General features: G+C 41.6%; 30 protein-coding genes and 1 tRNA gene. 22 read left to right on the top strand and 9 right to left on the bottom strand.

Annotation, left to right across the window (positions count from 1 at the left end; genetic code table 11):
- Positions 1-68 precede the first annotated feature (68 nt).
- Positions 69-1,328: a tRNA lysidine(34) synthetase TilS gene (gene tilS / locus ASU1_RS08875; RefSeq protein ID WP_015674049.1), complete on the bottom strand. Its 1,260-nt coding sequence runs from the start codon at positions 1,326-1,328 to the stop codon at positions 69-71.
- Between the two features lie 129 nt (positions 1,329-1,457).
- Between tilS and tldD the strand changes: the two genes are divergently transcribed.
- From tldD to prmA, 4 genes are all read left to right on the top strand, one after another.
- On the top strand, positions 1,458-2,918 hold the full coding sequence (gene tldD, locus ASU1_RS08870; RefSeq protein ID WP_015674048.1) for a metalloprotease TldD: 1,461 nt from the start codon (positions 1,458-1,460) through the stop codon (positions 2,916-2,918).
- A gap of 120 nt (positions 2,919-3,038) precedes the next feature.
- Complete coding sequence (locus ASU1_RS08865) at positions 3,039-3,299, top strand: type II toxin-antitoxin system TacA family antitoxin (RefSeq protein WP_015674047.1); 261 nt, start codon at positions 3,039-3,041, stop codon at positions 3,297-3,299.
- Between the two features lie 3 nt (positions 3,300-3,302).
- Positions 3,303-3,770 (top strand): GNAT family N-acetyltransferase, encoded by a 468-nt coding sequence (locus ASU1_RS08860; protein ID WP_015674046.1) that lies wholly within the window; start codon positions 3,303-3,305, stop codon positions 3,768-3,770.
- Between the two features lie 82 nt (positions 3,771-3,852).
- The gene (prmA, locus tag ASU1_RS08855; RefSeq protein WP_015674045.1) at positions 3,853-4,734 is read left to right on the top strand and encodes a 50S ribosomal protein L11 methyltransferase; all 882 of its coding nucleotides are present in this window, start codon (positions 3,853-3,855) and stop codon (positions 4,732-4,734) included.
- A 110-nt stretch (positions 4,735-4,844) separates the two neighbouring features.
- Here prmA and fumC read toward each other — a convergent pair whose 3' ends face one another.
- The 5 genes from fumC to selA all read right to left on the bottom strand — a co-directional run bounded on the left by fumC (position 4,845) and on the right by selA (position 12,366).
- Positions 4,845-6,239 (bottom strand): class II fumarate hydratase, encoded by a 1,395-nt coding sequence (gene fumC, locus ASU1_RS08850; RefSeq protein WP_015674044.1) that lies wholly within the window; start codon positions 6,237-6,239, stop codon positions 4,845-4,847.
- Positions 6,240-6,451: 212 nt separating this feature from the next.
- Complete coding sequence (gene trkA / locus ASU1_RS08845) at positions 6,452-7,828, bottom strand: Trk system potassium transporter TrkA (RefSeq protein ID WP_015674043.1); 1,377 nt, start codon at positions 7,826-7,828, stop codon at positions 6,452-6,454.
- Complete coding sequence (gene rsmB, locus ASU1_RS08840; RefSeq protein WP_039195459.1) at positions 7,825-9,132, bottom strand: 16S rRNA (cytosine(967)-C(5))-methyltransferase RsmB; 1,308 nt, start codon at positions 9,130-9,132, stop codon at positions 7,825-7,827. Before rsmB ends, trkA begins: the two co-directional genes overlap by 4 nt.
- A gap of 1 nt (position 9,133) precedes the next feature.
- Entirely contained in the window at positions 9,134-10,984 is a 1,851-nt protein-coding gene (selB, locus tag ASU1_RS08835; RefSeq protein WP_015674041.1) for a selenocysteine-specific translation elongation factor, read from the bottom strand.
- A complete protein-coding gene (gene selA / locus ASU1_RS08830; protein ID WP_015674040.1) occupies positions 10,981-12,366 on the bottom strand; it encodes an L-seryl-tRNA(Sec) selenium transferase in 1,386 nt (461 codons plus the stop codon). Before selA ends, selB begins: the two co-directional genes overlap by 4 nt.
- Positions 12,367-12,435: 69 nt before the next feature.
- On the opposite strand from selA, the gene ASU1_RS08825 reads away from it, so the two are divergent.
- Positions 12,436-12,530: transfer RNA gene (locus ASU1_RS08825), tRNA-Sec, on the top strand.
- Positions 12,531-12,661: 131 nt separating this feature from the next.
- Here the strand turns inward: ASU1_RS08825 and ASU1_RS08820 are convergent.
- Positions 12,662-13,729, bottom strand: a complete 1,068-nt coding sequence (locus ASU1_RS08820; RefSeq protein WP_039195458.1) for an MFS transporter — start codon at positions 13,727-13,729, stop codon at positions 12,662-12,664.
- Between the two features lie 21 nt (positions 13,730-13,750).
- The gene (murJ, locus tag ASU1_RS08815; protein WP_015674038.1) at positions 13,751-15,319 is read right to left on the bottom strand and encodes a murein biosynthesis integral membrane protein MurJ; all 1,569 of its coding nucleotides are present in this window, start codon (positions 15,317-15,319) and stop codon (positions 13,751-13,753) included.
- Between the two features lie 406 nt (positions 15,320-15,725).
- On the opposite strand from murJ, the gene rpsT reads away from it, so the two are divergent.
- Complete coding sequence (rpsT, locus tag ASU1_RS08810; protein WP_005619152.1) at positions 15,726-15,989, top strand: 30S ribosomal protein S20; 264 nt, start codon at positions 15,726-15,728, stop codon at positions 15,987-15,989.
- A gap of 53 nt (positions 15,990-16,042) precedes the next feature.
- On the opposite strand, the gene ASU1_RS08805 is transcribed toward rpsT, so the two are convergent.
- Positions 16,043-16,687, bottom strand: coding sequence for a TfoX/Sxy family DNA transformation protein (locus ASU1_RS08805; RefSeq protein ID WP_015674037.1), 645 nt, complete (start codon positions 16,685-16,687; stop codon positions 16,043-16,045).
- 420 nt (positions 16,688-17,107) lie between these two features.
- Here ASU1_RS08805 and rpsJ point away from each other — a divergent pair, with 420 nt between their 5' ends.
- The 16 genes from rpsJ to rpsH all read left to right on the top strand — a co-directional run bounded on the left by rpsJ (position 17,108) and on the right by rpsH (position 24,308).
- Positions 17,108-17,419, top strand: coding sequence for a 30S ribosomal protein S10 (gene rpsJ, locus ASU1_RS08800; RefSeq protein ID WP_001181005.1), 312 nt, complete (start codon positions 17,108-17,110; stop codon positions 17,417-17,419).
- A 25-nt stretch (positions 17,420-17,444) separates the two neighbouring features.
- Positions 17,445-18,071, top strand: a complete 627-nt coding sequence (gene rplC / locus ASU1_RS08795; protein ID WP_014992369.1) for a 50S ribosomal protein L3 — start codon at positions 17,445-17,447, stop codon at positions 18,069-18,071.
- A gap of 15 nt (positions 18,072-18,086) precedes the next feature.
- A complete protein-coding gene (gene rplD, locus ASU1_RS08790) occupies positions 18,087-18,689 on the top strand; it encodes a 50S ribosomal protein L4 (RefSeq protein WP_005599282.1) in 603 nt (200 codons plus the stop codon).
- Complete coding sequence (gene rplW, locus ASU1_RS08785; RefSeq protein WP_005599290.1) at positions 18,686-18,991, top strand: 50S ribosomal protein L23; 306 nt, start codon at positions 18,686-18,688, stop codon at positions 18,989-18,991. Before rplD ends, rplW begins: the two co-directional genes overlap by 4 nt.
- Before the next feature lie 20 nt (positions 18,992-19,011).
- Complete coding sequence (rplB, locus tag ASU1_RS08780) at positions 19,012-19,833, top strand: 50S ribosomal protein L2 (RefSeq protein WP_014992368.1); 822 nt, start codon at positions 19,012-19,014, stop codon at positions 19,831-19,833.
- 27 nt (positions 19,834-19,860) lie between these two features.
- Entirely contained in the window at positions 19,861-20,136 is a 276-nt protein-coding gene (rpsS, locus tag ASU1_RS08775) for a 30S ribosomal protein S19 (RefSeq protein ID WP_005539416.1), read from the top strand.
- A gap of 10 nt (positions 20,137-20,146) precedes the next feature.
- Positions 20,147-20,479 (top strand): 50S ribosomal protein L22, encoded by a 333-nt coding sequence (rplV, locus tag ASU1_RS08770; protein WP_005599292.1) that lies wholly within the window; start codon positions 20,147-20,149, stop codon positions 20,477-20,479.
- Positions 20,480-20,497: 18 nt separating this feature from the next.
- On the top strand, positions 20,498-21,202 hold the full coding sequence (rpsC, locus tag ASU1_RS08765) for a 30S ribosomal protein S3 (RefSeq protein ID WP_014992367.1): 705 nt from the start codon (positions 20,498-20,500) through the stop codon (positions 21,200-21,202).
- 13 nt (positions 21,203-21,215) lie between these two features.
- A complete protein-coding gene (gene rplP / locus ASU1_RS08760) occupies positions 21,216-21,626 on the top strand; it encodes a 50S ribosomal protein L16 (RefSeq protein ID WP_005625160.1) in 411 nt (136 codons plus the stop codon).
- The gene (gene rpmC, locus ASU1_RS08755; protein ID WP_005599295.1) at positions 21,626-21,817 is read left to right on the top strand and encodes a 50S ribosomal protein L29; all 192 of its coding nucleotides are present in this window, start codon (positions 21,626-21,628) and stop codon (positions 21,815-21,817) included. The genes rplP and rpmC overlap by 1 nt, the downstream gene beginning before the upstream one ends.
- The gene (gene rpsQ, locus ASU1_RS08750) at positions 21,817-22,071 is read left to right on the top strand and encodes a 30S ribosomal protein S17 (protein ID WP_014992366.1); all 255 of its coding nucleotides are present in this window, start codon (positions 21,817-21,819) and stop codon (positions 22,069-22,071) included. Before rpmC ends, rpsQ begins: the two co-directional genes overlap by 1 nt.
- 240 nt (positions 22,072-22,311) lie before the next feature.
- A complete protein-coding gene (rplN, locus tag ASU1_RS08745; RefSeq protein ID WP_005619403.1) occupies positions 22,312-22,683 on the top strand; it encodes a 50S ribosomal protein L14 in 372 nt (123 codons plus the stop codon).
- A gap of 10 nt (positions 22,684-22,693) precedes the next feature.
- Positions 22,694-23,005, top strand: coding sequence for a 50S ribosomal protein L24 (gene rplX, locus ASU1_RS08740; protein WP_014992365.1), 312 nt, complete (start codon positions 22,694-22,696; stop codon positions 23,003-23,005).
- Positions 23,006-23,022: 17 nt separating this feature from the next.
- Positions 23,023-23,562: a 50S ribosomal protein L5 gene (gene rplE / locus ASU1_RS08735; protein WP_005619405.1), complete on the top strand. Its 540-nt coding sequence runs from the start codon at positions 23,023-23,025 to the stop codon at positions 23,560-23,562.
- An 11-nt stretch (positions 23,563-23,573) separates the two neighbouring features.
- Positions 23,574-23,879: a 30S ribosomal protein S14 gene (gene rpsN / locus ASU1_RS08730; RefSeq protein WP_005625153.1), complete on the top strand. Its 306-nt coding sequence runs from the start codon at positions 23,574-23,576 to the stop codon at positions 23,877-23,879.
- Between the two features lie 36 nt (positions 23,880-23,915).
- Positions 23,916-24,308, top strand: coding sequence for a 30S ribosomal protein S8 (gene rpsH, locus ASU1_RS08725; RefSeq protein ID WP_005619408.1), 393 nt, complete (start codon positions 23,916-23,918; stop codon positions 24,306-24,308).
- Positions 24,309-24,313: the final 5 nt, after the last annotated feature.

The following is a 24,313-nucleotide window of genomic DNA, read 5'->3' as shown; positions in this document are numbered from 1 at the left end:
AGCCAAAATGACCGCTTATCGACAAAAAGCCCACGCAGCAAAACGTGGGCTTTTTTGTGTGGCCGACGCTAGGCACAAACAAAAATTAACTGATCATCCCAAAAAATAAGTGGTGTGCGTTTACGTAACCAGACCGGCACTTGCGCTTGTTGGTAGCATTTTTTCATTTCTTCTCGCATTGGCTTGCCATACTGTTTGACTTTACCTTGATGCGCCAACTTTATTTGCAACGGAGCATTTACTAACGCTTCCGGTAATAACAAGCGGTCAATTTTACCTGATTTTTTGTAAATAATGCTTTCGCCTAAATGTTGTAGCTCACCGATTCCGTCCGGTAGCGTTAACGATTGTTGGGCAAAGAGCGGCTGGCAAAAATCATCCGGTTCAAGCAATTCACCGGTTAAATAGAGATGATGTTGATAACGGCGTAGCCAAAAATCGGCTAATTTAAGCTGTGGGTTTTTATCGGCATCCGCATAAATTGTTTGCTGAATCACTTGCATCAGCTGTGCCGTACTTGGCATTTGTGCGCCACATTTTTCCAGCCATAAACGTATCAATTGTTGCTGTTTTGCCAAAGAAAATTGTGGAAACGCTTCGATATTTAAACGCTTTTCCGAAAAATCCGCATAGCGTTGTAATTCTTGAGCAAGCAATTCTTCCAATAGCATTTGTTGTTCGGCACAATGCTGTGCAGAACGAGCCACCATTTGACTGAAATGCTGCCAACGTTGATTCACGATCGGTAACACCTCATTGCGTAAAAAGTTGCGATCGTAATGGCTGTCGTGATTACTTTCGTCCTCAATCCAAGTGAATTGTTTTTGGTGTGCATATTGTTCGATTTGCGTTTTGCTCACATTAAGAAGCGGTCTAAAAATGGTAAAATTTTGCCAAAATCCGACCGCTTGCATCGCCGATAGCCCTTTGGTTCCACTGCCACGTTTTAGGGCAAGCAGGAAGGTTTCCGCTTGATCATCAAGATGATGAGCGGTCACTAACACTTCGTTAGGCAGAATGATTTCACCGATTGCCTGATAACGTGCCGCTCTGGCGCCGGCTTCGATACCTTCACTGCGATCCACCGTAACTTTTTGCAAAATAAATGGGATTTTTAACCGCTTGCAAACTTGTTCACAAAAAGCTGCCCAACTGTCGGCATTCGGGCTAAGCCCATGGTGAATATGTACCGCTCTTAGGTTGAGCTGTAATTCGGCTAACAGGTGCAATAACACAATCGAATCAATACCACCGCTTAAGCCAAGCACAAAATCCCGCTGAGTCGGGAAATAGTGCCTAAACTGTGTTTGAAGTGTATCCAGTAACATATTGCGCCTTATCTGTGTCGGTCATTTTCCTCATTCTATCATTATTCAGCGACTGTTTTTGAAAAAGAGCAGTGAGAGCCGGTTTTAATATGTTAAAATTTAAAGAATTTTATTAAGAAGAGAAAAACAATGTTAAATCAAGTTTCAGAAAGCTTGCTTGCGCCAAGTGGGCTTGAGTTATCGCACTTGAGTAAAGTGCTTGATCATTTTGCGAATCGCCAAATTGATTATGCGGATCTCTATTTTCAATTAAGCCAAGACGAGAGTTGGTCGTTAGAAGATTCGATTATCAAAGAGGGCGGTTTTTATATTGACCGTGGTTTCGGTGTGCGTGCAGTATCGGGCGAGAAAACCGGCTTTGCGTATGCAGACCAAATCGGCTTGAGCCAGCTTGAACAATGTGCGACCGCAGCTCGCTCGATTACTAATGCAAGCGGTCAATTATCGGTAAAAAGTTTCAAACAAACGAATGCGATCAAACGTTATGCGTCGGTCAATCCGTTAGATACGTTAAGCCGTGAGCAAAAAGTTGAGCTACTCCATTTAGTCGATAAAGTTGCACGTGCGGAAGACCCTCGTGTGATTCAAGTCAATGCGGGGCTTTCAGCGGTCTATGAAGAAATGTTGGTAGCGGCAACAGACGGCACGCTTGCGGCGGATATTCGCCCGTTGGTACGTTTATCGGTTTCGGTATTGGTAGAAGAAAATGGTAAACGTGAGCGAGGTTCTGCCGGTGCCGGTGGACGTTTCGGCTTAAACTGGTTCTTTGAACCGCAAGTGGTTAACGGGGAAATGACCGGTGACACTCGAGCGGTTTATCTGGCGAAAGAAGCGGTACGTATGGCATTAGTCAATTTAGGCGCAATGCCGGCACCAGCCGGCACGATGCCGATTGTATTGGGTGCGGGTTGGCCAGGTATTTTATTACATGAAGCGGTTGGGCACGGTTTAGAGGGCGATTTTAACCGTAAAGAATCTTCGCTATTTACCGGCAAAATTGGCGAACTAGTAACTTCGCCACTTTGTACGATCATTGATGACGGTACGGTACCGGATGTTCGAGGTTCGATTACGGTGGATGACGAGGGAGTTCCTTCGCAACGTAACGTATTGATTGAAAACGGGATTTTAAAAGGCTATATCCAAGATAAACTTAACGCCCGTTTAATGGGAGTTGCTCCAACTGGCAATGGCCGCCGTGAGTCGTATGCACACTTACCAATGCCCCGTATGACCAATACCTATCTCACAGAAGGCTCGCACAGCTTTGAAGAAATGATTGAATCAGTTGATTACGGTATTTACGCACCGCATTTCAGCGGCGGTCAGGTGGATATTACTTCGGGTAAATTTGTGTTCTCAACTGCAGAAGCTTATTTAATCGAAAAAGGTAAAATCACTAAACCGGTTACCGGTGCAACCTTAATCGGCAGCGGTATTGATGCTATGCAGCAGGTTTCTATGGTCGGTAAGAAAATGGAGCTCGACCCAGGTATCGGCACTTGCGGTAAAGAAGGGCAATCCGTACCGGTCGGTGTAGGCCAACCGACCGTGAAGTTAGATAAGATTACGGTTGGTGGACGAGGGTAAATAAAGGCAGCAAGATTCAACGATCTTGCTGTTTTTTATACTAAAGCGATTGTGATTGCCTTACTTCGTTAAATCTTTTAAGATGTATATCTATTGTGTATCTGTGGAAGTGGAGGAAGCATGAGAACTGCGCCAATTAATTTACGAGCGATGCCTGATCAGCGTGATTTAATTGATTATGCGGCAAGTATTTTAGGTAAGACACGTTCTGACTTTATGTTAGAAACCGCATGCCAAGCTGCCCAAAATGTGATTTTAGATCGCACTGTTTTCCAATTAAATGAGCAGACTTTTGAGCAATTTAACCGATTGCTAGAACAACCAACAGCAGATAATCCGGGGTTAGATAAACTGTTAAATACCAAAGCGGTGTGGGAGTAGAAAATGCACGCACCGGAACTGCTTTCCGAGCAACATATTGTGCAACATTTTCAATGCGGTGAGGTCGTACTAGACCAATGGCTACAACGTACTGCATTGAAAAATCAGCAAAATAATGCCAGTAAAACTTTTGTTGTGTGTGATGAGAATAAACAGGTGATGGGATTTTATTGTTTATCTGCCGGTTCGGTGAGTCGTCAGTTTGTTGCAGGCGCATTAAGACGTAATATGCCCGATCCGATTCCCGTGATTATTTTAGGTAGATTAGCGGTCGATTGCTCAGCACAGGGTAAGCAGTTAGGCGTATCAATGTTAAAAGATGCGGTCTTAAAGTCGAAGACGGTGGCGAACCAAATCGGGGTAAAAGCATTGCTTGTTCATGCGTTAAACCCGCAAGCAAAACAATTTTATTTAAAGTATGGTTTTTCATGTTCACCCATTGATGAGATGGTTTTAATGTTAAAACTCTAAACAAGCAGTCATTTTTGACTGATATTTTACAAATTATCGGTTTTCGTTTGAGGAAAGTGGATAAAAACAAGGAAAAAATAATATGGCATGGGTACAAATTCGTTTAAATAGTACGGATAAACAGGCTGAGCAAATCAGTGATTTTTTAGAAGAAATCGGGGCGGTGTCGGTAACTTTTATGGACAGTCAGGATACACCGATTTTTGAGCCGTTACCGGGTGAAACCCGTTTATGGGGTAACACGGATGTAGTGGGTTTATTTGATGCGGAAACCGATATGAAAGCGATTGTTGAAGCATTAATTGCCAGCCGTTTAGTCGAAGCGGATTTTGCACATAAGATCGAGCAAATCGAAGATAAAGACTGGGAGCGTGAATGGATGGATAACTTCCACCCGATGCAATTCGGTAAACGCTTATGGATTTGCCCAAGTTGGCGTGAAGTACCGGATCCGAATGCGGTGAACGTGATGCTTGATCCAGGGCTTGCTTTCGGTACCGGTACGCACCCGACAACCGCACTTTGTTTGCAATGGTTGGATAGCTTAGATTTAGCTGGTAAAACGGTGATCGATTTTGGTTGTGGTTCAGGTATTTTAGCGATTGCGGCACTTAAACTCGGTGCAAAGCAAGCGATCGGGATTGATATCGACCCGCAGGCGATTTTAGCTTCTACCAATAATGCGGAAGCAAACGGTGTGGCGGATCGTTTACAGTTATTCTTAGCGAAAGATCAACCGCAAGATCTACAAGCCGATGTGGTGGTAGCGAATATTCTTGCCGGCCCGTTGAAAGAGCTTGCACCAAATATTATTACTTTGGTGAAACCACAAGGTGATTTAGGTTTATCCGGTATTTTAGCAACGCAAGCGGAATCGGTCTGCGAAGCCTATGCGCCGGACTTCAATCTTGATCCGGTAGTAGAAAAAGAAGAGTGGTGCCGTATTACCGGCGTGAAGAAATAAGCGGTCATTTTTATCAGATTATTTGCAAAAAAAGCAGAAAATTAGACCGCTTGTAAACAGTAAAAAGGGCTATCAAACGATAGCCCTTCTTTTATCTGTCAGCTAACAGCTTATTTTAAGCTGCCTACCATATCTTCCGGACGAACCCATTCATCGAATTGTTCAGCAGTTACTAAACCTAAGTTAATCGCTTCTTCTTTTAAGGTTGTGCCGTTTTTGTGTGCGGTTTTCGCAATTTTCGCTGCATTTTCATAACCGATATGTGTGTTTAATGCGGTTACCAACATTAATGATTGCTCAAGTTGTTGCTTAATGCGTGGGAAGTTTGGCTCAATACCGGTTGCACAGTGTTCGTCGAATGATACGCAAACATCACCTAATAATTGCGCTGATTGTAAGAAGTTTGCCGCCATAACCGGTTTGAATACATTCAATTGGAAATGACCTTGCGTACCAGCAAATGAAATGGTTGTATCGTTACCTAATACTTGTGCCGCAACCATGGTCATTGCTTCACACTGTGTTGGGTTTACTTTACCCGGCATGATTGATGAACCCGGCTCATTTTCAGGAATTAAGATTTCACCGATACCTGAACGAGGGCCTGAAGCAAGTAAACGAATGTCGTTAGCAATTTTATAAAGTGATACTGCAATTTGTTTTAATGCACCGTGGGTTTCTACGATTGCATCGTGTGTTGCAAGCGCTTCGAATTTATTTTGCGCAGTGATAAACGGTAAACCGGTGAACTTAGCGATATAGTTCGCTACTGTTACATCATAACCTTTCGGTGTATTTAAACCGGTACCTACCGCTGTACCGCCTAATGCTAATTCAGATAAGTGCGGTAAAGTATTTTCCAACGCTTTAATACCGAATGCCAATTGTGCCGCGTATGCAGAGAACTCTTGACCTAATGTTAACGGCGTTGCGTCCATTAAGTGAGTACGACCGATTTTTACCACGTCTTTGAATGCTTCCGCTTTTTCTGCAAAGGTTTTTTGTAAGCGTTTTACACAAGGTAAGGTGTGTTCTACCACTTTTTTGTATGCCGCAATGTGCATTGCTGTCGGGTAGGTATCGTTTGAAGATTGTGATTTGTTTACATCATCATTCGGATGAATAATTGATTTTTCACCTAATTTGCCGCCATTAATTACGTGGGCACGGTTAGCGATAACTTCATTGAGGTTCATATTTGACTGTGTACCTGAACCGGTTTGCCAAATCACTAATGGGAATTCGCCGTCTAGTTTATGATCAAGAATTTCATCGCAAGCGGTTGCAATTAGGTCACGTTTTTCAGCAGGAAGCACGCCTAAATCGGTATTTGCAAAGGCTGCGGCTTTTTTCAAGTAAGCGAACGCTTCGATGATTTCAGCGGGCATCGATGCTTCCGGGCCAATTTTGAAGTTATTACGAGAGCGCTCGGTTTGCGCCGCCCAATAACGATTAGCAGGTACTTGAACTTTGCCCATTGTATCTTTCTCAATACGATATTCCATTTGTGTTCTCCTGTGGATAATGTAAATGTTTAATTTGGGTATCTAATAATTTCTAGGTAGGATAGTAGCACTGGCAAAAGAAGAAAGAAACCGGCTCAAAACATTCCGTTCTACTTTTTTTATTATTTTGTGATATGGATCAGAATTTACCGAATTAGCTAAAAAAATAGCCATAGTAACGATTTTTCACTATGGCTTTTATTTATTACAATTTATAAGAAGAAAGTGCTTAATTGGAAGAGTTTTTCAATCTCGCTGACTTGTTTCTTGTCGTTCACAAATACAATCACTCTGTCGTTTTCTTCAATTTGGGTTGATTTATGGGCGATGATAATTTCTTCATTTCGCACAATAGCGCCGACAATCGCACCTTGCGGCAGTTTCAATTCTCGTACGGTACGTCCGACAACTTTAGACGATTCCGCATCACCATGCGCAATGGCTTCGATACATTCCGCCTGCCCTTGTTTTAATGAAGCGACCTGCACAATATCACCTTTGCGAACATGGCTGGAGAGGGCGGAAATGGTTGCCTGTTTAGGTGATAGAGCAATATCAATGGTTCCGCCTTGAATTAAGTGTAAGTAAGCCATTTTCTGTACCAGAACAATCGCTTTTTTCGCACCAAGTCGTTTTGCTAATAACGCCGACATAATATTGGCTTCATCATCGCTGGTGAGTGCGAGGAATAAATCAATATTTTCGATATGTTCTTCAAACAGTAACTCTTGGTCGGATGCATCACCGCACAACACTAACGCTTTTTCTAATTTTTCAGCAAGCTTCTCCGCCTTACGAGGATCTCGTTCAATCATTTTAACGCTGCATTGTTCTTCGAGATCTTTTGCCAGACCGGTACCAATACTGCCGCCACCGACAATCATCACTCGCTTATGCGGTCTGTCCAAGCGTTGTAACTCACTCATAACCGCTTTGATATTATGGGTTGCGCAGATAAAGAATACTTCATCGCCGGCTTCGATAATGGTTGAGCCTTGCGGAATGATGGCACGGTCTTGGCGGAAAATCGAGACAATACGTGCTTCGATATAAGGCAAATGGTCACGTAATGCCGAAATCGGGTAGCCGACTAACGGGCCACCATAATAAGCTTTCACACTGACGAGGCTGACAAGCTCATTGGCAAAATGTGCCACTTGCAACGCACCCGGATAATCAATTAGGCGCAGAATTTCTTTTTTTACCAATACTTCCGGCGCAATAATATGATCGATTGGCAACGCACTATCGGTAAAGAGCTTTTCCTTTTCTCGTACGTAATCGGAATTACGAATACGGGCGATTTTGGTTGGAATATGAAACAATGTATGAGCGATTTGGCACGCAATCATATTGGTTTCATCGCTTTCGGTTACTGCGACAATTAAGTCTGCATCACTGGCACCCGCATCTCGTAATACTTGCGGCGATGCACCGTTCCCCTTTAATACTTGTAAATCGTGTTTATCTTGTAACGTGTTTAAACGCCCCTGATCGTCATCGATTAAGGTAATGTCGTTATCTTCACTTACCAGATTTTCTGCGAGAGTGGAGCCGACTTGACCGGCTCCTAAAATAATTATTTTCATTCAGTTTTTACCAACTTTGCATAGAAGAACCCGTCTCCGCCTTTTTCCTGAGGGAAGAATTGCTTCATTGCTGTTTTTTCACCGTTAAAATCCATTTCTACCAGTTTGGCATCCGTTTGCTGGGCGACAAAGCGGTTGATTTGTTGTTCGTTTTCTTCAGGCAGAATAGAGCAGGTTGCATATAATAAAACGCCGTTTGGTTTGAGCCTTTGCCATAATGCATGTAGGATTTTGCTTTGCAATTCGGCAAGTTCGGCAATATCTTGTTCTTTACGCAGCCATTTAATATCCGGGTGGCGGCGAATTACACCGGTTGCCGAGCAAGGCGCATCTAGTAGGATACGATCAAACATCACATCCGGTTCAAGCCATTCTTGCGGCTTTGAAGCATCTCCGCAAATTACCTTAGCGGTTTGCCCTAAACGTGCTAAGTTTTCTCGCACACGTTTGAGACGGTTTTCTTCAATGTCTAATGCAATCACTTGTGCTTGCGGTGCTTTTTCTAAAATATGGGTGGTTTTGCCACCGGGTGCGGCACAAGCGTCCAGCACTAATTCGCCGTTTTTTGCACCGAGTAATTCGGCAGACCATTGTGCATGCGCATCTTGCACGGTCGCCCAACCTTGCTCGAAATGCATAAGTTTAGCCACCGGTACCGGATTCTCAAGCAAAATGGCGCAATCCGGCACACAAGCGGTCGAATTTTCAGAATTTTTTACAACTAATTCACCGAGTAATACCGCATAGTCTTGTGCTTTAATATGTTGCTGATTTGCTCGAATCCACATTGGTGGGCGCTGATTATTCGCTTCCACAATCTCGCGCCAGTGCGGGTACACTTTTTTGATGCGATTCACAAACCAGTCCGGATGTAGCGTCTGCCAATGTTTATCGGCAACTGCTAAAATCTGTGCTTGTTCACGTAAGAAGCGACGCAATACCCCGTTGGTTAGCGCTCTGAAGCTATCCAGTTTTAGCACTTTAGTAGCGTTAACCACTTCATCTACCGCAGCGTGTGCAGGCACTCGCATATAGAGTAATTGATATAGCCCTACCAGTAATAAGCAGTGGACTAAGCGAGTTTTGCCTTTAAGCGGCTTTGCGACTAACTGTTTAATCACTAGTTCCAAACGTGGTAATACACGACAAATCCCAAACGTGATTTCTTGCACTAAGGGAACATCTTTCGGATCAAGTTGGGTTTGTGCTTCCGGCAGTAGGCTGGAAAGTGATTTCCCCTGCTCTAAAACTTGTAAGATAATTTGTGCGGCAATCGCACGTGTATTTTGTTTTTTGTTTTTCATATTAAAAAATGTCGTGGTCTCTTAATAAATGTACATTGCCTTTACGGCGTAAAAAGCCGGAGCGGTCAAAATATTCAATTAATTGTACGGTGAGCTTGCGTCCGTATTGAAGTTCGTCTCGTAGTTGATTTACCGAGATTTCGCCGTGTTGGAGAATAAAGTCTCGAATCAATTGCGCAAAGGCTTCAATTTGTTCATTTAATAAGAAACGGTCTTTCACAATAGGGATTAAATAGCCTAATTTCCCTGCTTTATATAATAAATTTCGCATTTCGGTTTCATCAATTGCCAATTGATTTGCAATATCTCGTACCCATAATGCTTGGTTGGTTGCTTCGAAAAGCGGTCGAATTTGTTGCCAAATTTGCAATTCTTGCGGATTAAACTCAATGCGATGATCGGGCAGATGCAACCAGCCACGTGTTTGGGCTAATAGTTGTGTGGTTAACAGATCATCAATAAATGCCAATCCGAGCTTTTCAGGCAATTCCAATAATGCCATTCTACGTAGGCGGGCTTTCGCTACGCCTAATTGATCTTGATGGAGCGAATGATATTCCGCTAGTTTAGTTAACACTTTTTGTTGAGCTGTTTGTTTGAAAGTCGAGCTATAAAGCCATTCGGCATTCGTATCAAAACCAAGTCTGGCAATCTCTGTCGCAAATAATTGTTCGTCCCATAATAAACGTTCCAGCGCAAGAACATTGTGTTGCAGATAAAGCGCGATACGTTGTGCATGATTACCGGCTTGTGCCAAAGCGGTTAAATAAGCTAAACGAGCTTCGCTACGTTTATGGCGTTTCGGTGAGTGAATTTCTAATACCTGTGCGCCGGCAACGGTTTGGCTGTCATCACCATTACGTATAATCAGTTTATCATTGAATGCAATGTGTAACGGCTCATCTAATAGTACTTCTGCAAAATATTCGGTATTTTTGACCGCTTGTTTCGCATTGAGTAAGCTTAATTTGCCAGTGATATGCGAGGCAAAATGGTAAATATGCACCACTGACGTTTCTTTTAATGGCTGTGCAGCGCTCAGTTTTACCGTAATACGGTCGGTTGCAAATGTTGGTGCTAACTCAGTGAGACAGTGACCTCGGGCGATTTTTTGTTTATCCACATTAGCGAGGTTCAGCGCTAAACGCTGTCCGGCAACGCCAGATTCTGACGGATGATTTTGTGCGTGAATCGCTTTAACTCGTACTTTTGTTCCATCGGACAAATAGATTTCATCACCAACAACAACTTTACCGGCAACTGCCGTACCGGTCACTACCTGCCCGGCGCCTTTAATGTGGAACACACGGTCGATAACATAACGAAACGGCTGGTTATTCGTCACTTGTCGGTTTTGCGCAATTAAATATGCTTTTAATTCGGCAATGCCGGCACCTGTTATACAAGAAGTCACAAAAAAAGGTGCGCTATTGAGCGAAGGTAATTGTTGCTTGATCTGCGAAATAAGCAGATCAATTTGCGCCGGTTCAACCTTATCCGCTTTGGTTAATACCACCATAATATGCTTGAAATTCAGCAAGTTAAGAATTTCAAAATGTTCAAGCGTTTGCGGTTTAATCCCTTCTTCCGCCGAAACGACTAACAGAGCATGTTCTACACCGCCTAATCCTGCCAACATATTCGATAAAAATTTTTGGTGACCCGGCACGTCAATAAAACCAAGCGTATCGGTTTGGTTTGAATCTGTGTGTATCGGCAAATAAGCGTAGCCTAAATCAATGGTTAAGCCACGCTTTTTTTCTTCCGGTAAATGGGCGGTGTGAGTGCCGGTGATAGCATGCAAAAGGGCACTTTTGCCATGATCGACATGGCCTGCCGTGACAATAATCATTCTTTCTCCAACATGGTAATTAATTGCTCAAACTGCGTAACCGATCTCAAATCTAACCAAAACTTCTGCTGTGCAAAACGCCCAATAATTGGGCAACTAAAGGCTTTAAAGCGTTGCTCTAATGCTAATAAGTCGCTTTGTTTATCGGCGCTAATCGTGAGAGCGATTGAAGGTAAGGTTTCGGTCGGAAGTGCGCCGCTGCCGATTTGGGCGACACTCTCCTCAATTTGCACGTTAAAATTCGAGGTCAAATACTTACTTAGCGCTTGTTTTAATTGTTCCGCCTTAACTTTTAATACATAAAGCGGCTGCGTGAGCAAATGTAACGTAGGTAATTCATCCGCTAATTTTTCTGGAAATAAATAGTGGCGCAATGTGGCTTCCAGTGCCGATAAGATCACTTTATCGCAACGTAGCACGCGTTTGAGCGGGTGCGCTTGTAATGCGGCGATTTGAGCTTGTTTGCCGACAATAATACCGGCTTGAGGGCCGCCCAGTAACTTATCACCGGAAAACGACACTAAATCAACGCCGGCAGCCACTTTTTGTTGCACCATCGGCTCTGCAGGTAAGTGAAGCAGCGTCATATCGGTTAATGAGCCGCTGCCTAAATCACTGATAACCGGTAAATTAAATGCTTTACCCAGTTCGACTAATTCTTCTTCGGAGACGCTGCTTGTGAATCCTTGAATCTGATAGTTACTGGTGTGTACTTTCATTAACAAGGCGGTATTTTCAGTAATCGCATTGCGATAATCTCTTAAATGAGTACGGTTAGTCGTACCGACTTCCACTAGTTTGCACCCGGCTTGTTGCATAATATCCGGAATGCGGAATGCACCGCCGATTTCCACCAATTCTCCCCGTGATACAATCACTTCTTTGCCCTGGGCAAATGTAGCGAGCATGAGTAACACCGCTGCCGCATTATTATTCACAACGCAAGCGGCTTCAGCACCGGTGAGTTGTGAAATTAAGGCGGAAACAGCATTATCTCGATGGGAACGCTGACCTTGCTCAATATCGAATTCTAAGGCAACGTTATGACGCATTGCATCGGTTGCCGCAGTAATAGCAGATTCCGACCATAATCCTCTGCCTAAATTGGTATGCAGCACCGTACCGGTCAGATTGAATACTTTTTTGATTTGCGGCTGGCGCATAGCTTGTAAATTCGCTTCAATCAGCGCAAACAGCGCAGACTCGTCTTGTAGAAAAGCTGGCAACATTTGGTTTTTGACAATTTGCTGTCGTGCTTCTTCAATAAAGGATCTCGCCTGTGTGACGAAGGCGTGATGCCCAAATTGATGAATTAAATCAGTACCTTGCGGGCTTTTTATCAATTTATCCATTGAGGGAATGAGTCGAAATAATGCTTGCATAATCAAAAAAGAATAGGAGGATTTTGAACAATTTTAATAAATAAAGTAGAATACCGCTACTTTTTCCATGGAAGTGAGTCGTCTCCGGTGAGGCGACAGGACTTCAAATCCTGTTGAGGACGCCAGCGTTCTTGGGTGGGTTCGACTCCCATTCACTTCCGCCAAATTCAATTAAAAAGGCTTAACTTAATGCTTTTATGCGATGTAAGTTAAGCCTTTTTGCTTTTTAGCACTTTTTACAAGCGGTCTAATTTCGCCAAAGTTTTGCAAATTTTTACCCAAAAACGACCGCTTGTTACACGAGGAATATATAAGGCAGTATATTCATTACCCCGGCAGTCGTAATTGCCAAAATGAGCTTAGATAAACCGAACATTAATCCTTGGTTTTCACCTTTATCCAGTTTAACCAACATATTCGCTAATGCGGTATTGGCAAATAAACTGACTAGCGAAAAGATAATCAGGTATAAAAAAGCAGTCACTTCTGAAATATATTCCAGCGCATAAAACCATGGCACAATCAGTAATGCGATAAGCAGCGGTGCGATATAATTCAGTTTCACTACGCCGAAATTTACCTTGCGAGAGAACTGTGCTTGCAGCAGCACTGCGATCAGATTATTGATAAAAAATGCAATCGGCACTAATTCTTGCTGATCCAACAGCTCGGTAAAAATGTAAGGGAAAATCACATAAAATGCCGAGCCCATACCGAGCGGAATAAATAGCAATAAATGCACGAAAATAAACCGCTTGTTAATCACTTCTTTAAATTGTGCGAAGCGGAAAGGGGTAAAACGGAAGTTGCATTTTCTTCTCGGCATTGTCCGCCACATAAAAAGTAACATCGTGACTTCAATTGCACAGCTACACCAAATCAACCATTCCGCTTTTTGATAATGAATAAAAGGAATGGAAACTAATGGTGCAACCATAGACGCCATACTGGAGATTTTGAGAAACTTTCCTTGCGCTTTGGTTTTAGACGCATAATTATCCTCGGCAGAGGAGAGTAAAAATGCTCTGGCATTAGTACTAAACAGTGTGCTACCTAAACCAAAGCAGAATGTTGCCAGCAAGAGTAGAGCATAATGATCAGTGGTAAGTAACAATATATAAGCTAACGAATCGAGCAAGCATCCGAACAACATTATCGGCATTCGCCCGAAGCGATCTCCCCATGAGCCGGCAAATAAGGAGAAAGCTTGGCTGGCAAACACCAATAACGAGAATGCACTGGCAATCTGTGTTGTATCAAACCCTTTATATTTTGTCAGATAAATAAAAAATACGCTCTGCATTGCGGTATAAGCGAGTCCAGAAAAGAACCTACGCCATAAAATAATATTTTGCATATCCATATTATTTACCTTCTATATTTATTAAGCTCTGAAATCTCGCTTACGAATCCCAAGTACAAATAATGCACTAAAATAAACAATCGCTGCTAGGACAATTAACCAAGCCAGCCAATACACCTTCATCCAAGTTGTCATCGCATACCAACCTTCCAAACTTGGTGAGAAATAAGCAACCAATGCCCCCATTAAGCAAGCCGAAATAGCGACTTTTAATACAAAGAGCGCAGTTTTTCCGGTAATACGATAAGCTCCTTCTTTAGCAAGACCACGATAAAGTAACGAAGCATTCACTGCCGCTGACAGTGCCGATGCCATTGCCAAGCCTAGATAGCCGAATGGAATGGCTAACACACCGAAACAGATATTACAAATGGTGGCAATAATGCCGATTTTGACTGGTGTTTTGGTATTTTGGCGGGCATAGAAGCCGTTTGCCAAAATACTGATTAACATATAACTGTTTAAGCCTAGGCACATAATCCATAATGCATGAGAGGTGGCTACCACATCCGATAAACCGAATTTGCCTCGCATAAAGATAGTCATCATTAGCGGCTGTGCTAATACTGCGATACCAATCATTGCCGGAATGCCGAGTAATAGCACCATTCTCACACCCCAGTCCATCGTGCCTTGGAATTCGACCGCACGCTGTGCGTCGTCAATTTCTTTTTTCTTCGCAATACGAGATAAACTCGGTAATACTACCGTTGAAATCGCTATACCGAATAGCCCGAGCGGAAACTCGATTAAGCGGTCGGAATAATAGAGCCATGTAATTGAACCGGTGACCAAGAAACTGGCAATAATTTGGTTGATTAACAGGTTGAGTTGGGTAACGGAAACCCCAAACAATGCCGGAATCATTAAGTTGCGGACTTTGGTGACCCCTTCATCTTTCCACGCCCATTTCGGTTTAACCAGTAAACCTTCTTTTTTCATAAATGGGATTTGGAATAAGAATTGCAGCAAGCCGCCGAGAAAGATCCCCCAAGCTAAGGCAACATCGGGTTGTTCGAAGTAATCTGCACCGAATAACGCCATACTGATCATCGCAATATTCAGTAATACCGGCGAAAACGCCATTACCCCAAACTTACCAATGGTATTTAATACTGCACCGGACAGTGCCACGAAGGTAATAAACCATAAATAAGGAAAAGTGATTTTCAGCAGTAATGAAGCTTGGGTGAATTTTTGTGCGTCAGGGCCGTCATTGACCCAATCCATAAACCAACCGGTACCGAATAATGCTGCAACTACCGGTGAGCCAATCATTGCCACCAAAGTCACAATGGTGACTAAACCGCCTAATGTACCCGATACTTTTGCGACAAATTCACGGGTTTTATCCAAATCGTTATCGGCGTTATATTCGGCAAGTACCGGCACGAATGCCTTTGAAAAGGCGCCTTCCGCAAATAGGCGGCGTAAAAAGTTCGGAATACGATTAGCAAATAGGAATACATCTGACATCGCTCCGGCACCGAGTAATCCGGCGATAACTACGTCTCGTACTAAACCTAAGATGCGAGAAATGAGAGTCATACTACTTACTAATATGCCCGATTTAAGAAGTTTTTTGCTCATAGAATATCGCTTACTATAAATAGGAAAGAAAAAGTTAGTTTAACAAAGGTTAATACAAAAAAGTGAAGAACCACATATGCCTGTTAGAGATAGAACATAGAAATAATAGAGGAATAGTTCACTTTTTCTCCATAAGCGGTCATTTTTAGGTGATTTTTTGCAAAAAATTGCGAGGATCCGACCGCTTGCATGAAGATCTTCATATAAATTGAATGGAATTTTATCAGTTTGTTGTAGGAAAATCAGAAAAAAACTGATAAAATCTCCGCCTATCGTTTTCTATCAGTAAAACGGTGTTATTTTCAAGCACGTGTCTCGTTGAAAATGAATTTAAACTATCGATAGCTAAACATAAACCAAAGTTTATGTTTTTTAATTTTTACACAGATATTTTAGGAGTTTGACCTTGGCTAATATCAAGTCAGCAAAAAAACGTGCGGTTCAATCTGAAAAACGCCGCCAACACAACGCAAGCCAACGCTCAATGATGCGTACATTCATCAAGAAAGTATACGCAGCAGTAGCAGCAGGCGATAAAGCAGCTTCACAAGCAGCTTTCGTTGAAATGCAAAAAGTAGTGGATCGTATGGCATCTAAAGGCTTAATCCACGCTAACAAAGCAGCTAACCACAAAGCAAAATTAGCAGCTCAAATCAAAAAATTAGCGTAATTGCTTTTTGTATAAAAGAACCGACCAAATGGTCGGTTTTTTTATGTCTGACTTTATTTTACGCACAGCATGAATCTTTTCCGTAATCCTGCTTGATAAAGCGCATTGTCGGCTTCAATTAATAAATTCTGTTTTTCTTGTTCTGTCAGCATATAAATATATTTATATTGAATCGCACTATATAGTTTAAATAATAACAATGCGGTTGCTTCCAAACCTTGCTGGATTAAACGTACAAAAACGTTAATAGCACCTGTCGCTTTTAAATCTGTTACTGTATAAATACCGACTTTAGCCAATAATCTCTCAATACTGATATTTAAGTTTGGTAACATACGAATTTTGTTTTGATTTTGATTTTCAATTTTTGCTTTAGATTGTTGATATTCGTGAATGGCTGAAGTGATCCAGTGAGAGTAAGTTTGTAGGTTGTTAAGAATTGAGGAAGGAAGAAGATAAAATATTTTGGAACGACAGTTGATATGACGATCAACCAGAAAATGAATCGATATTGTTTGAGTTATTTCTTCTAAATATTGGGCTGATTTGCGTACATATAAATGTTGATCTTTGTAGAGGGCAAACATGGTATCGTTTTTAAAGATACCTAAGAATGAAAAATAAGGCTTAAAGGTCACCTCCCCGAGAGGGGACAATAGCGCTTTAAGTCTTTCTAACTCCTTTGTTGTGTATTTCATACGAGCTCCTTTTGATGATTTACTTTTGTAACTTTATATTCATTATGGGCCACTTACTTATAGCTATAAGCTATTAAGAGGCTGTATAATAATGTAAAATAAATTAAGTAATGTCAATGATTTGTGATTTAAAAACCATATTTTATTAATGGTTTATTTCGATGCACATTGTTCTTGCGCTTACCAGAGAAGTAGTGTAATATACGCGCACTTTGATACTCATCGTATTTACGATGTAGATACGAAGATTTTAAAGTCGCTTAATGTAATCATTTATTAAGCGGTACTACAGATATTGTAGTACATACAATGTTTCCGATTTGGAAACTATACAGGTATAACTGCGCTCCCTTATTCTATATGGTTTAAGTGGTAGTTCGGTTTTTTTATTAGCTAAATTTTAATTGGAGCTCTGGTCTAATGCAGAACCAAAGAATCCGTATCCGCTTAAAAGCATTTGATCATCGTTTAATTGATCAATCTACTGCGGAGATCGTAGAAACAGCTAAACGTACTGGTGCACAAGTTCGTGGTCCAATTCCTTTACCAACTCGTAAAGAACGTTTTACTGTATTGATTTCTCCACACGTGAACAAAGATGCACGTGACCAATATGAAATCCGTACTCACAAACGTTTAGTTGATATTGTTGAACCAACAGAAAAAACTGTTGATGCATTAATGCGTTTAGATCTAGCTGCTGGCGTTGACGTTCAGATTAGTCTAGGTTAATTGGGAATTTTAAGAGGTTATTACAATGATTGGTTTAGTCGGTCGTAAAGTTGGTATGACCCGCGTTTTCACTGAAGACGGCGTGTCAATTCCAGTTACCGTTATCGAAATCGAAGCCAACCGTGTTACTCAAGTTAAAACCCTTGAAAACGATGGCTATTCTGCAATTCAAGTTACTACTGGTACTAAAAAAGCTAGTCGTGTAACTAAGCCAGAAGCAGGCCATTTCGTGAAAGCAGGTGTTGAAGCTGGTCGCGGTTTATGGGAATTTCGTACTGAAGGTGAAGAATTCACTTTAGGTCAAGAAATCAATGTTGACATCTTCACAGATGTTAAAAAAGTAGATGTTACTGGTACTTCTAAAGGTAAAGGTTTTGCTGGCGGTGTTAAACGCTGGAACTTCCGTACTCAAGATGCTACCCACGGTAACTCTTTATCACATCGTGTACTTGGTTCTATTGGTCAAAACCAAACTCCAGGTCGTGTGTTTAAAGGTAAAAAAATGGCAGGACACTTAGGTGCTGAGCGTGTAACCGTTCAATCACTTGAAGTTGTTCGTGTAGATGCTGAGCGTAAATTATTATTAGTTAAAGGTGCTGTTCCAGGCGCAACTAATAGTGATGTTATCGTAAAACCAGCAGTTAAAGCATAAGTCTAGGAGATAGAGATGGAATTACAAGTTGTAGGTGCAAACGCACTAACTGTTTCTGAAACTACCTTCGGACGTGAGTTTAACGAAGCGTTAATCCACCAAGTAGTTGTTGCATATGCAGCAGGTGCTCGTCAAGGTTCACGTGCTCAAAAAACTCGTGCTGAAGTGTCTGGTTCAGGTAAAAAACCTTGGCGTCAAAAAGGTACAGGTCGCGCACGTTCAGGTGATATCAAATCACCAATCTGGCGTTCAGGTGGTATCACATTCGCTGCGAAACCACAAGATCACAGCCAAAAAGTGAACAAAAAAATGTACCGTGGTGCAATCAAAAGCATCCTTTCTGAATTAGTTCGTCAAGAACGTTTAGTGGTTGTTGAGAAATTCGAAATCGAAGCACCAAAAACTAAAGTATTAGTACAAAAATTAAAAGATTTAGCGTTAAACGACGCTTTAATCATTACTGCAAACTTAGATGAGAATCTATTCTTAGCAGCACGTAACTTATACAAAGTAGATGTTCGTGATGTTCAAGGTATCGATCCAGTAAGTTTAATCGCTTTCGATAAAGTGGTTATCACAGCTGATGCGGTAAAACAAATTGAGGAGATGTTAGCATGATTCAACAAGAACGTTTGCTAAAAGTGCTTAAAGCACCACATATCTCTGAAAAAGCGACGAATAATGCTGAAAAAGGCAACACTATCGTTTTCAAAGTAGCATTAGATGCTAACAAAGTTGAAATTGCTAACGCAGTTGAACAATTATTTGAAGTGAAAGTGGATTCTGTACGTACTGTTGTTGTTAAAGGTAAAACTAAACGTCACGGTGCTAAATCAGGTCGTCGTAGTGACTGGAAAAAAGCTTATGTTACTCTTCAAGAAGGTCAATCACTTGACTTCGTTGAAGGTGCGGCAGAGTAATTACGGAGGAGAATTTATAAATGGCTATCGTTAAATGTAAGCCGACCTCCGCTGGTCGTCGTCACGTAGTTAAAGTTGTTAACGCAGAATTACATAAGGGTAAACCTTATGCACCTTTATTAGATAGCAAATCTAAAACTGGTGGTCGTAACAATTTAGGTCGTATCACAACTCGTCACATTGGTGGCGGTCATAAACAACACTACCGTTTAGTGGATTTCAAACGTAATAAGTTAGATATCCCTGCAGTAGTTGAGCGTTTAGAATACGATCCAAACCGTTCTGCGAACATTGCATTAGTGCTTTATAAAGATGGTGAACGCCGTTATATCTTAGCACCAAAAGGTTTATCTGTTGGTGATACGATTCAAGCGGGTGCTTCAGCTCCAATTAAAGCTGGTAATGCGTTACCAATGCGTAATATCCCAGTAGGTACTACAGTTCATAACGTGGAATTAAAACCTGGTAAAGGTGGTCAAATTGCACGTTCTGCTGGTGCTTACGTACAAATTATCGCTCGTGAAGGTAACTATGTAACTTTACGTCTTCGTTCAGGCGAAATGCGTAAAGTATTAGCTGAGTGTACTGCAACCATCGGTGAAGTAGGTAACTCAGAGCATATGCTTCGCGTTCTTGGTAAAGCAGGTGCTAACCGCTGGAGAGGCGTTCGCCCTACAGTTCGTGGTACTGCGATGAACCCGGTAGACCACCCACACGGTGGTGGTGAGGGTCGTAACTTCGGTAAACACCCTGTTACACCTTGGGGCGTTCAAACCAAAGGTAAGAAAACTCGTCACAACAAACGTACTGATAAATACATCGTACGTCGTCGTGGCAAATAATTTTATTCATTAATATAGGATAGTCCAATGCCACGTTCCCTCAAGAAAGGTCCTTTCCTTGACCTACACTTGTTGAAGAAGGTAGAGAAGGCGGTGGAAAGCGGGGATAAAAAACCAATTAAAACTTGGTCCCGTCGTTCAATGATCATTCCATCAATGATTGGTTTGACCATCGCAGTCCATAATGGTCGTCAGCATGTTCCAGTTTATGTATCAGACGAAATGATCGGTCATAAATTAGGTGAATTTGCACCGACTCGTACATACCGCGGTCATGCCGCAGATAAGAAAGCTAAGAAATAAGAGGTAAAAGATGGAAACTATTGCTAAACATCGTTACGCTCGTACCTCTGCACAAAAAGCTCGCTTAGTTGCTGACTTAATTCGCGGTAAAAAAGTTGCGCAAGCATTAGAAATTTTAACTTTCACTAACAAAAAAGCAGCTGCTTTAGTTAAGAAAGTATTAGAATCAGCTATTGCGAACGCAGAGCACAATGATGGTGCAGATGTAGACGATCTTAAAGTTGCTAAAATCTTCGTAGATGAAGGTCCAAGCATGAAACGTGTAATGCCACGTGCAAAAGGTCGTGCAGATCGTATCTTAAAACGTACAAGCCACATTACAGTGGTTGTGTCAGATCGTTAATCGGTAGGAGAATAACAAATGGGTCAGAAAGTACATCCTAATGGTATTCGCCTTGGTATTGTTAAACCATGGAACTCTACTTGGTTCGCGAATACACAAGATTTCGCTGATAACTTAGAAGGCGATTTCAAAGTACGTAAATTCTTAAATAAAGAGTTAGCGAACGCTTCAGTATCACGTATCACTATTGAACGTCCTGCGAAAAGCATTCGTGTAACTATCCACACAGCGCGTCCTGGTATCGTTATCGGTAAAAAAGGCGAAGATGTTGAAAAATTACGTAACGCAGTATCTCAAATTGCTGGCGTTCCTGCTCAAATCAACATTGCTGAAGTGAAAAAACCAGAGCTAGATGCAAAATTAGTTGCTGATAGCATCGCTTCTCAACTTGAACGTCGTGTAATGTTCCGTCGTGCAATGAAACGTGCAGTACAAAACGCAATGCGTTTAGGTGCTAAAGGTATCAAAGTTGAAGTTAGCGGTCGTTTAGGTGGTGCAGAAATTGCTCGCTCAGAATGGTATCGTGAAGGCCGTGTGCCATTACATACTCTTCGTGCAGACATCGATTATAACACTGCAGAAGCTCACACAACTTACGGCGTAATCGGCGTTAAAGTGTGGATCTTCAAAGGTGAAATTCTTGGTGGTATGGCTGCAGTGATTGAATCAGAACAACAACCAGCGGCACAGCCTAAAAAGCCAGCTCGCAAAGGTCGTAAATAAGGAGAATCACTGAATGTTACAACCAAAACGCACAAAATTCCGTAAAGTACACAAAGGCCGTAACCGTGGTATCGCGGGCGGTACAGAAGTGAGCTTCGGCACATTCGGTTTAAAAGCAATTGGCCGTGGTCGTTTAACAGCTCGTCAAATCGAAGCTGCTCGTCGTGCGATGACTCGTGCGGTAAAACGTCAAGGTAAAATCTGGATCCGTGTGTTCCCAGATAAACCAATTACTGAAAAACCATTAGAAGTCCGTATGGGTAAAGGTAAAGGTAACGTTGAGTACTGGGTAGCTTTAATCCAACCGGGTAAAGTTTTATATGAAATGGATGGTGTTTCTGAAGAAATCGCACGTCACGCATTTGCGTTAGCGGCAGCGAAACTTCCGTTTAAAACCACATTTGTAACTAAGACGGTGATGTAATGAAAGCTCAAGAACTACGTAACAAAAATGTTGAAGAGCTGAATGCTGAATTAATCAACCTTTTAGGTGAGCAATTCAAATTGCGTATGCAAGCAGCCACCGGTCAGCTTCAACAAACCCATCAGTTAAAACAAGTGCGTCGTAGTATTGCACAAGTTAAAACTGTATTAACCGAAAAGGCGGGTGAGTAATGACTGATAAAATTCGTACAGTACAAGGTAAAGTAGTTAGCGATAAAATGGACAAATCATTTGTTATTGCTATCGAACGTACAGTGAAACACCCTTTATACGGTAAATTCATTCGTCGTACTACTAAATTACACGTACACGATGAAAATAACGAAGCTAAATTAGGTGATGTAGTAGAAATTAAGGAATGTCGTCCTGTTTCAAAAACTAAATCACATACTTTAGTTCGTGTTGTAGAAAAAGCAGTAGCTTAATCTACGAATCTATTTAAAAACAAGCGGTTTAATACCGCTTGTTTTTTGCAAATTTTAAGCCCTAAAGCTATAAGCGATTAGGGCTTTTTTATTTGCAATTTTTGAGGGAAATATTACCGCTTGCCCGTAAATTTTATTTGATTTCGGGTGAGTTATTGAGGTATAATTCGCCACCTACTTGCATAGGGCAAGTAGATTTTCGTCCCGAAAGGGTTTTTTTTAATTTAACGGAGCACTAATATGATCCAAGAACAGACTATGCTGGATGTTGCTGATAACTCAGGGGCTCGTAGCGTAATGTGTATCAAGGTTCTAGGTGGATCGCACCGTCGTTACGCTGCAATTGGCGACATTATCAAAGTTACTGTAAAAGAAGCAATTCCACGCGGTAAAGTTAAAAAAGGTGATGTGTTAAAAGCAGTTGTTGTGCGCACCAAGAAGGGTGTTCGTCGCCCAGATGGCTCAGTTATTCGTTTCGATGGTAACGCTTGTGTAATTTTAAACAATAACACTGAGCAACCAATCGGTACTCGTATTTTTGGACCTGTGACTCGTGAACTTCGTTCTGAGAAGTTTATGAAGATCATTTCATTAGCTCCAGAAGTACTGTAAGGGGAATGTAATGGCTGCTAAAATCCGTCAAAATGATGAAGTAATTGTTCTTACCGGTAAAGATAAGGGCAAACGTGGTAAGGTAACTCAAGTGTTACCAAACGGTAAAGTGATTGTTGAAGGTGTTAAAATCATCACTAAACATGAAAAACCAGTTCCTGCTTTAGGTAAAGCTGGTGGCTTAGTGAAGAAAGAAGCTGCGATTGATGCATCAAACGTTGCAATTTTCAACCCGAAAACAAATAAAGCTGACCGTGTAGGTTTTAGATTCGAAGATGGTAAAAAAGTACGTTTCTTCAAATCTAATAATGAAATTATTTAATTAACTGGAGTAATGCGATGGCGAAACTGCATGATTACTACAGAGATCAAGTAGTTAATGAATTAAAAGCTAAATTCAACTACTCATCTGTCATGCAAGTCCCACGAATCGAAAAGATTACCCTGAATATGGGTGTGGGTGAAGCATTGACCGATAAAAAACTTTTAGATAACGCAGTAGCGGATCTAACAGCAATTAGCGGTCAGAAACCTTTAATTACTAAAGCACGCAAATCTGTTGCAGGCTTTAAAATCCGTCAGGGATATCCAATCGGATGCAAAGTAACCCTACGTGGCGAACGTATGTGGGAATTCTTTGAAAGATTGATTACTATCGCTGTTCCACGTATCCGTGACTTCCGCGGTTTAAATGCGAAGTCATTCGACGGTCGTGGTAATTACAGTATGGGTGTTCGTGAACAAATCATTTTCCCAGAAATCGACTATGATAAAGTAGATCGTGTACGTGGTTTAGATATTACTATCACCACAACTGCGAAAAGTGATGAAGAAGGTCAAGCTTTATTAGCTGCTTTCAATTTCCCATTCCGTAAATAAGGTAGGTTATCGTGGCAAAACAATCAATGATTGCACGTGATGTTAAACGTGCTAAATTAGCTGATAAATTCTACGCTAAACGTGAAGAGTTAAAGAAAATCATCTCTGATGTAAATTCTTCAGACGAAGATCGTTGGGCAGCAGTGTTAAAATTACAAACACTTCCACGCGATTCAAGTCCTAGCCGTCAGCGTAACCGTTGCCGCCAAACTGGTCGTCCACACGGTGTACTTCGTAAGTTTGGTTTAAGCCGTATTAAGGTACGTGAAGCTGCAATGCGCGGTGAAATTCCAGGCCTTAAGAAAGCAAGCTGGTAATAACCTCTTTTAATTTGGAATCATGGGAGTAAATACATGAGCATGCAAGATCCAATCGCAGATATGCTGACCCGTATTCGTAACGGTCAAGCTGCGAATAAAGTTGCAATCAGTATGCCTTCATCTAAGTTAAAAGTTGCTATTGCAAGCGTTTTAGCTGAAGAAGGTTATGTTGAGAGCTTCAAAATTGTTGAAGGTTCAAAACCTGAATTGGAAATCACTTTAAAATATTTCCAAAATAAACCAGTTGTAGAAAGTATCCAACGCGTAAGCCGTCCAGGTCTTCGTATTTACAAACGTAAAGACGAATTACCAAAAGTTATGGGTGGTTTAGGTATCGCAGTTGTTTCTACATCTAAAGGTGTAATGACCGACCGTGCAGCGCGTCAAGCGGGCCTCGGCGGTGAAATTATCTGTTACGTAGCATAATAGAG

This window comes from Actinobacillus suis ATCC 33415, from assembly GCF_000739435.1.
Taxonomy (GTDB): Bacteria; Pseudomonadota; Gammaproteobacteria; order Enterobacterales; family Pasteurellaceae; genus Actinobacillus; species Actinobacillus suis.
Note: the sequence above shows the minus strand (reverse complement) of the source record. Positions and strands in the feature narration are given on the sequence as shown.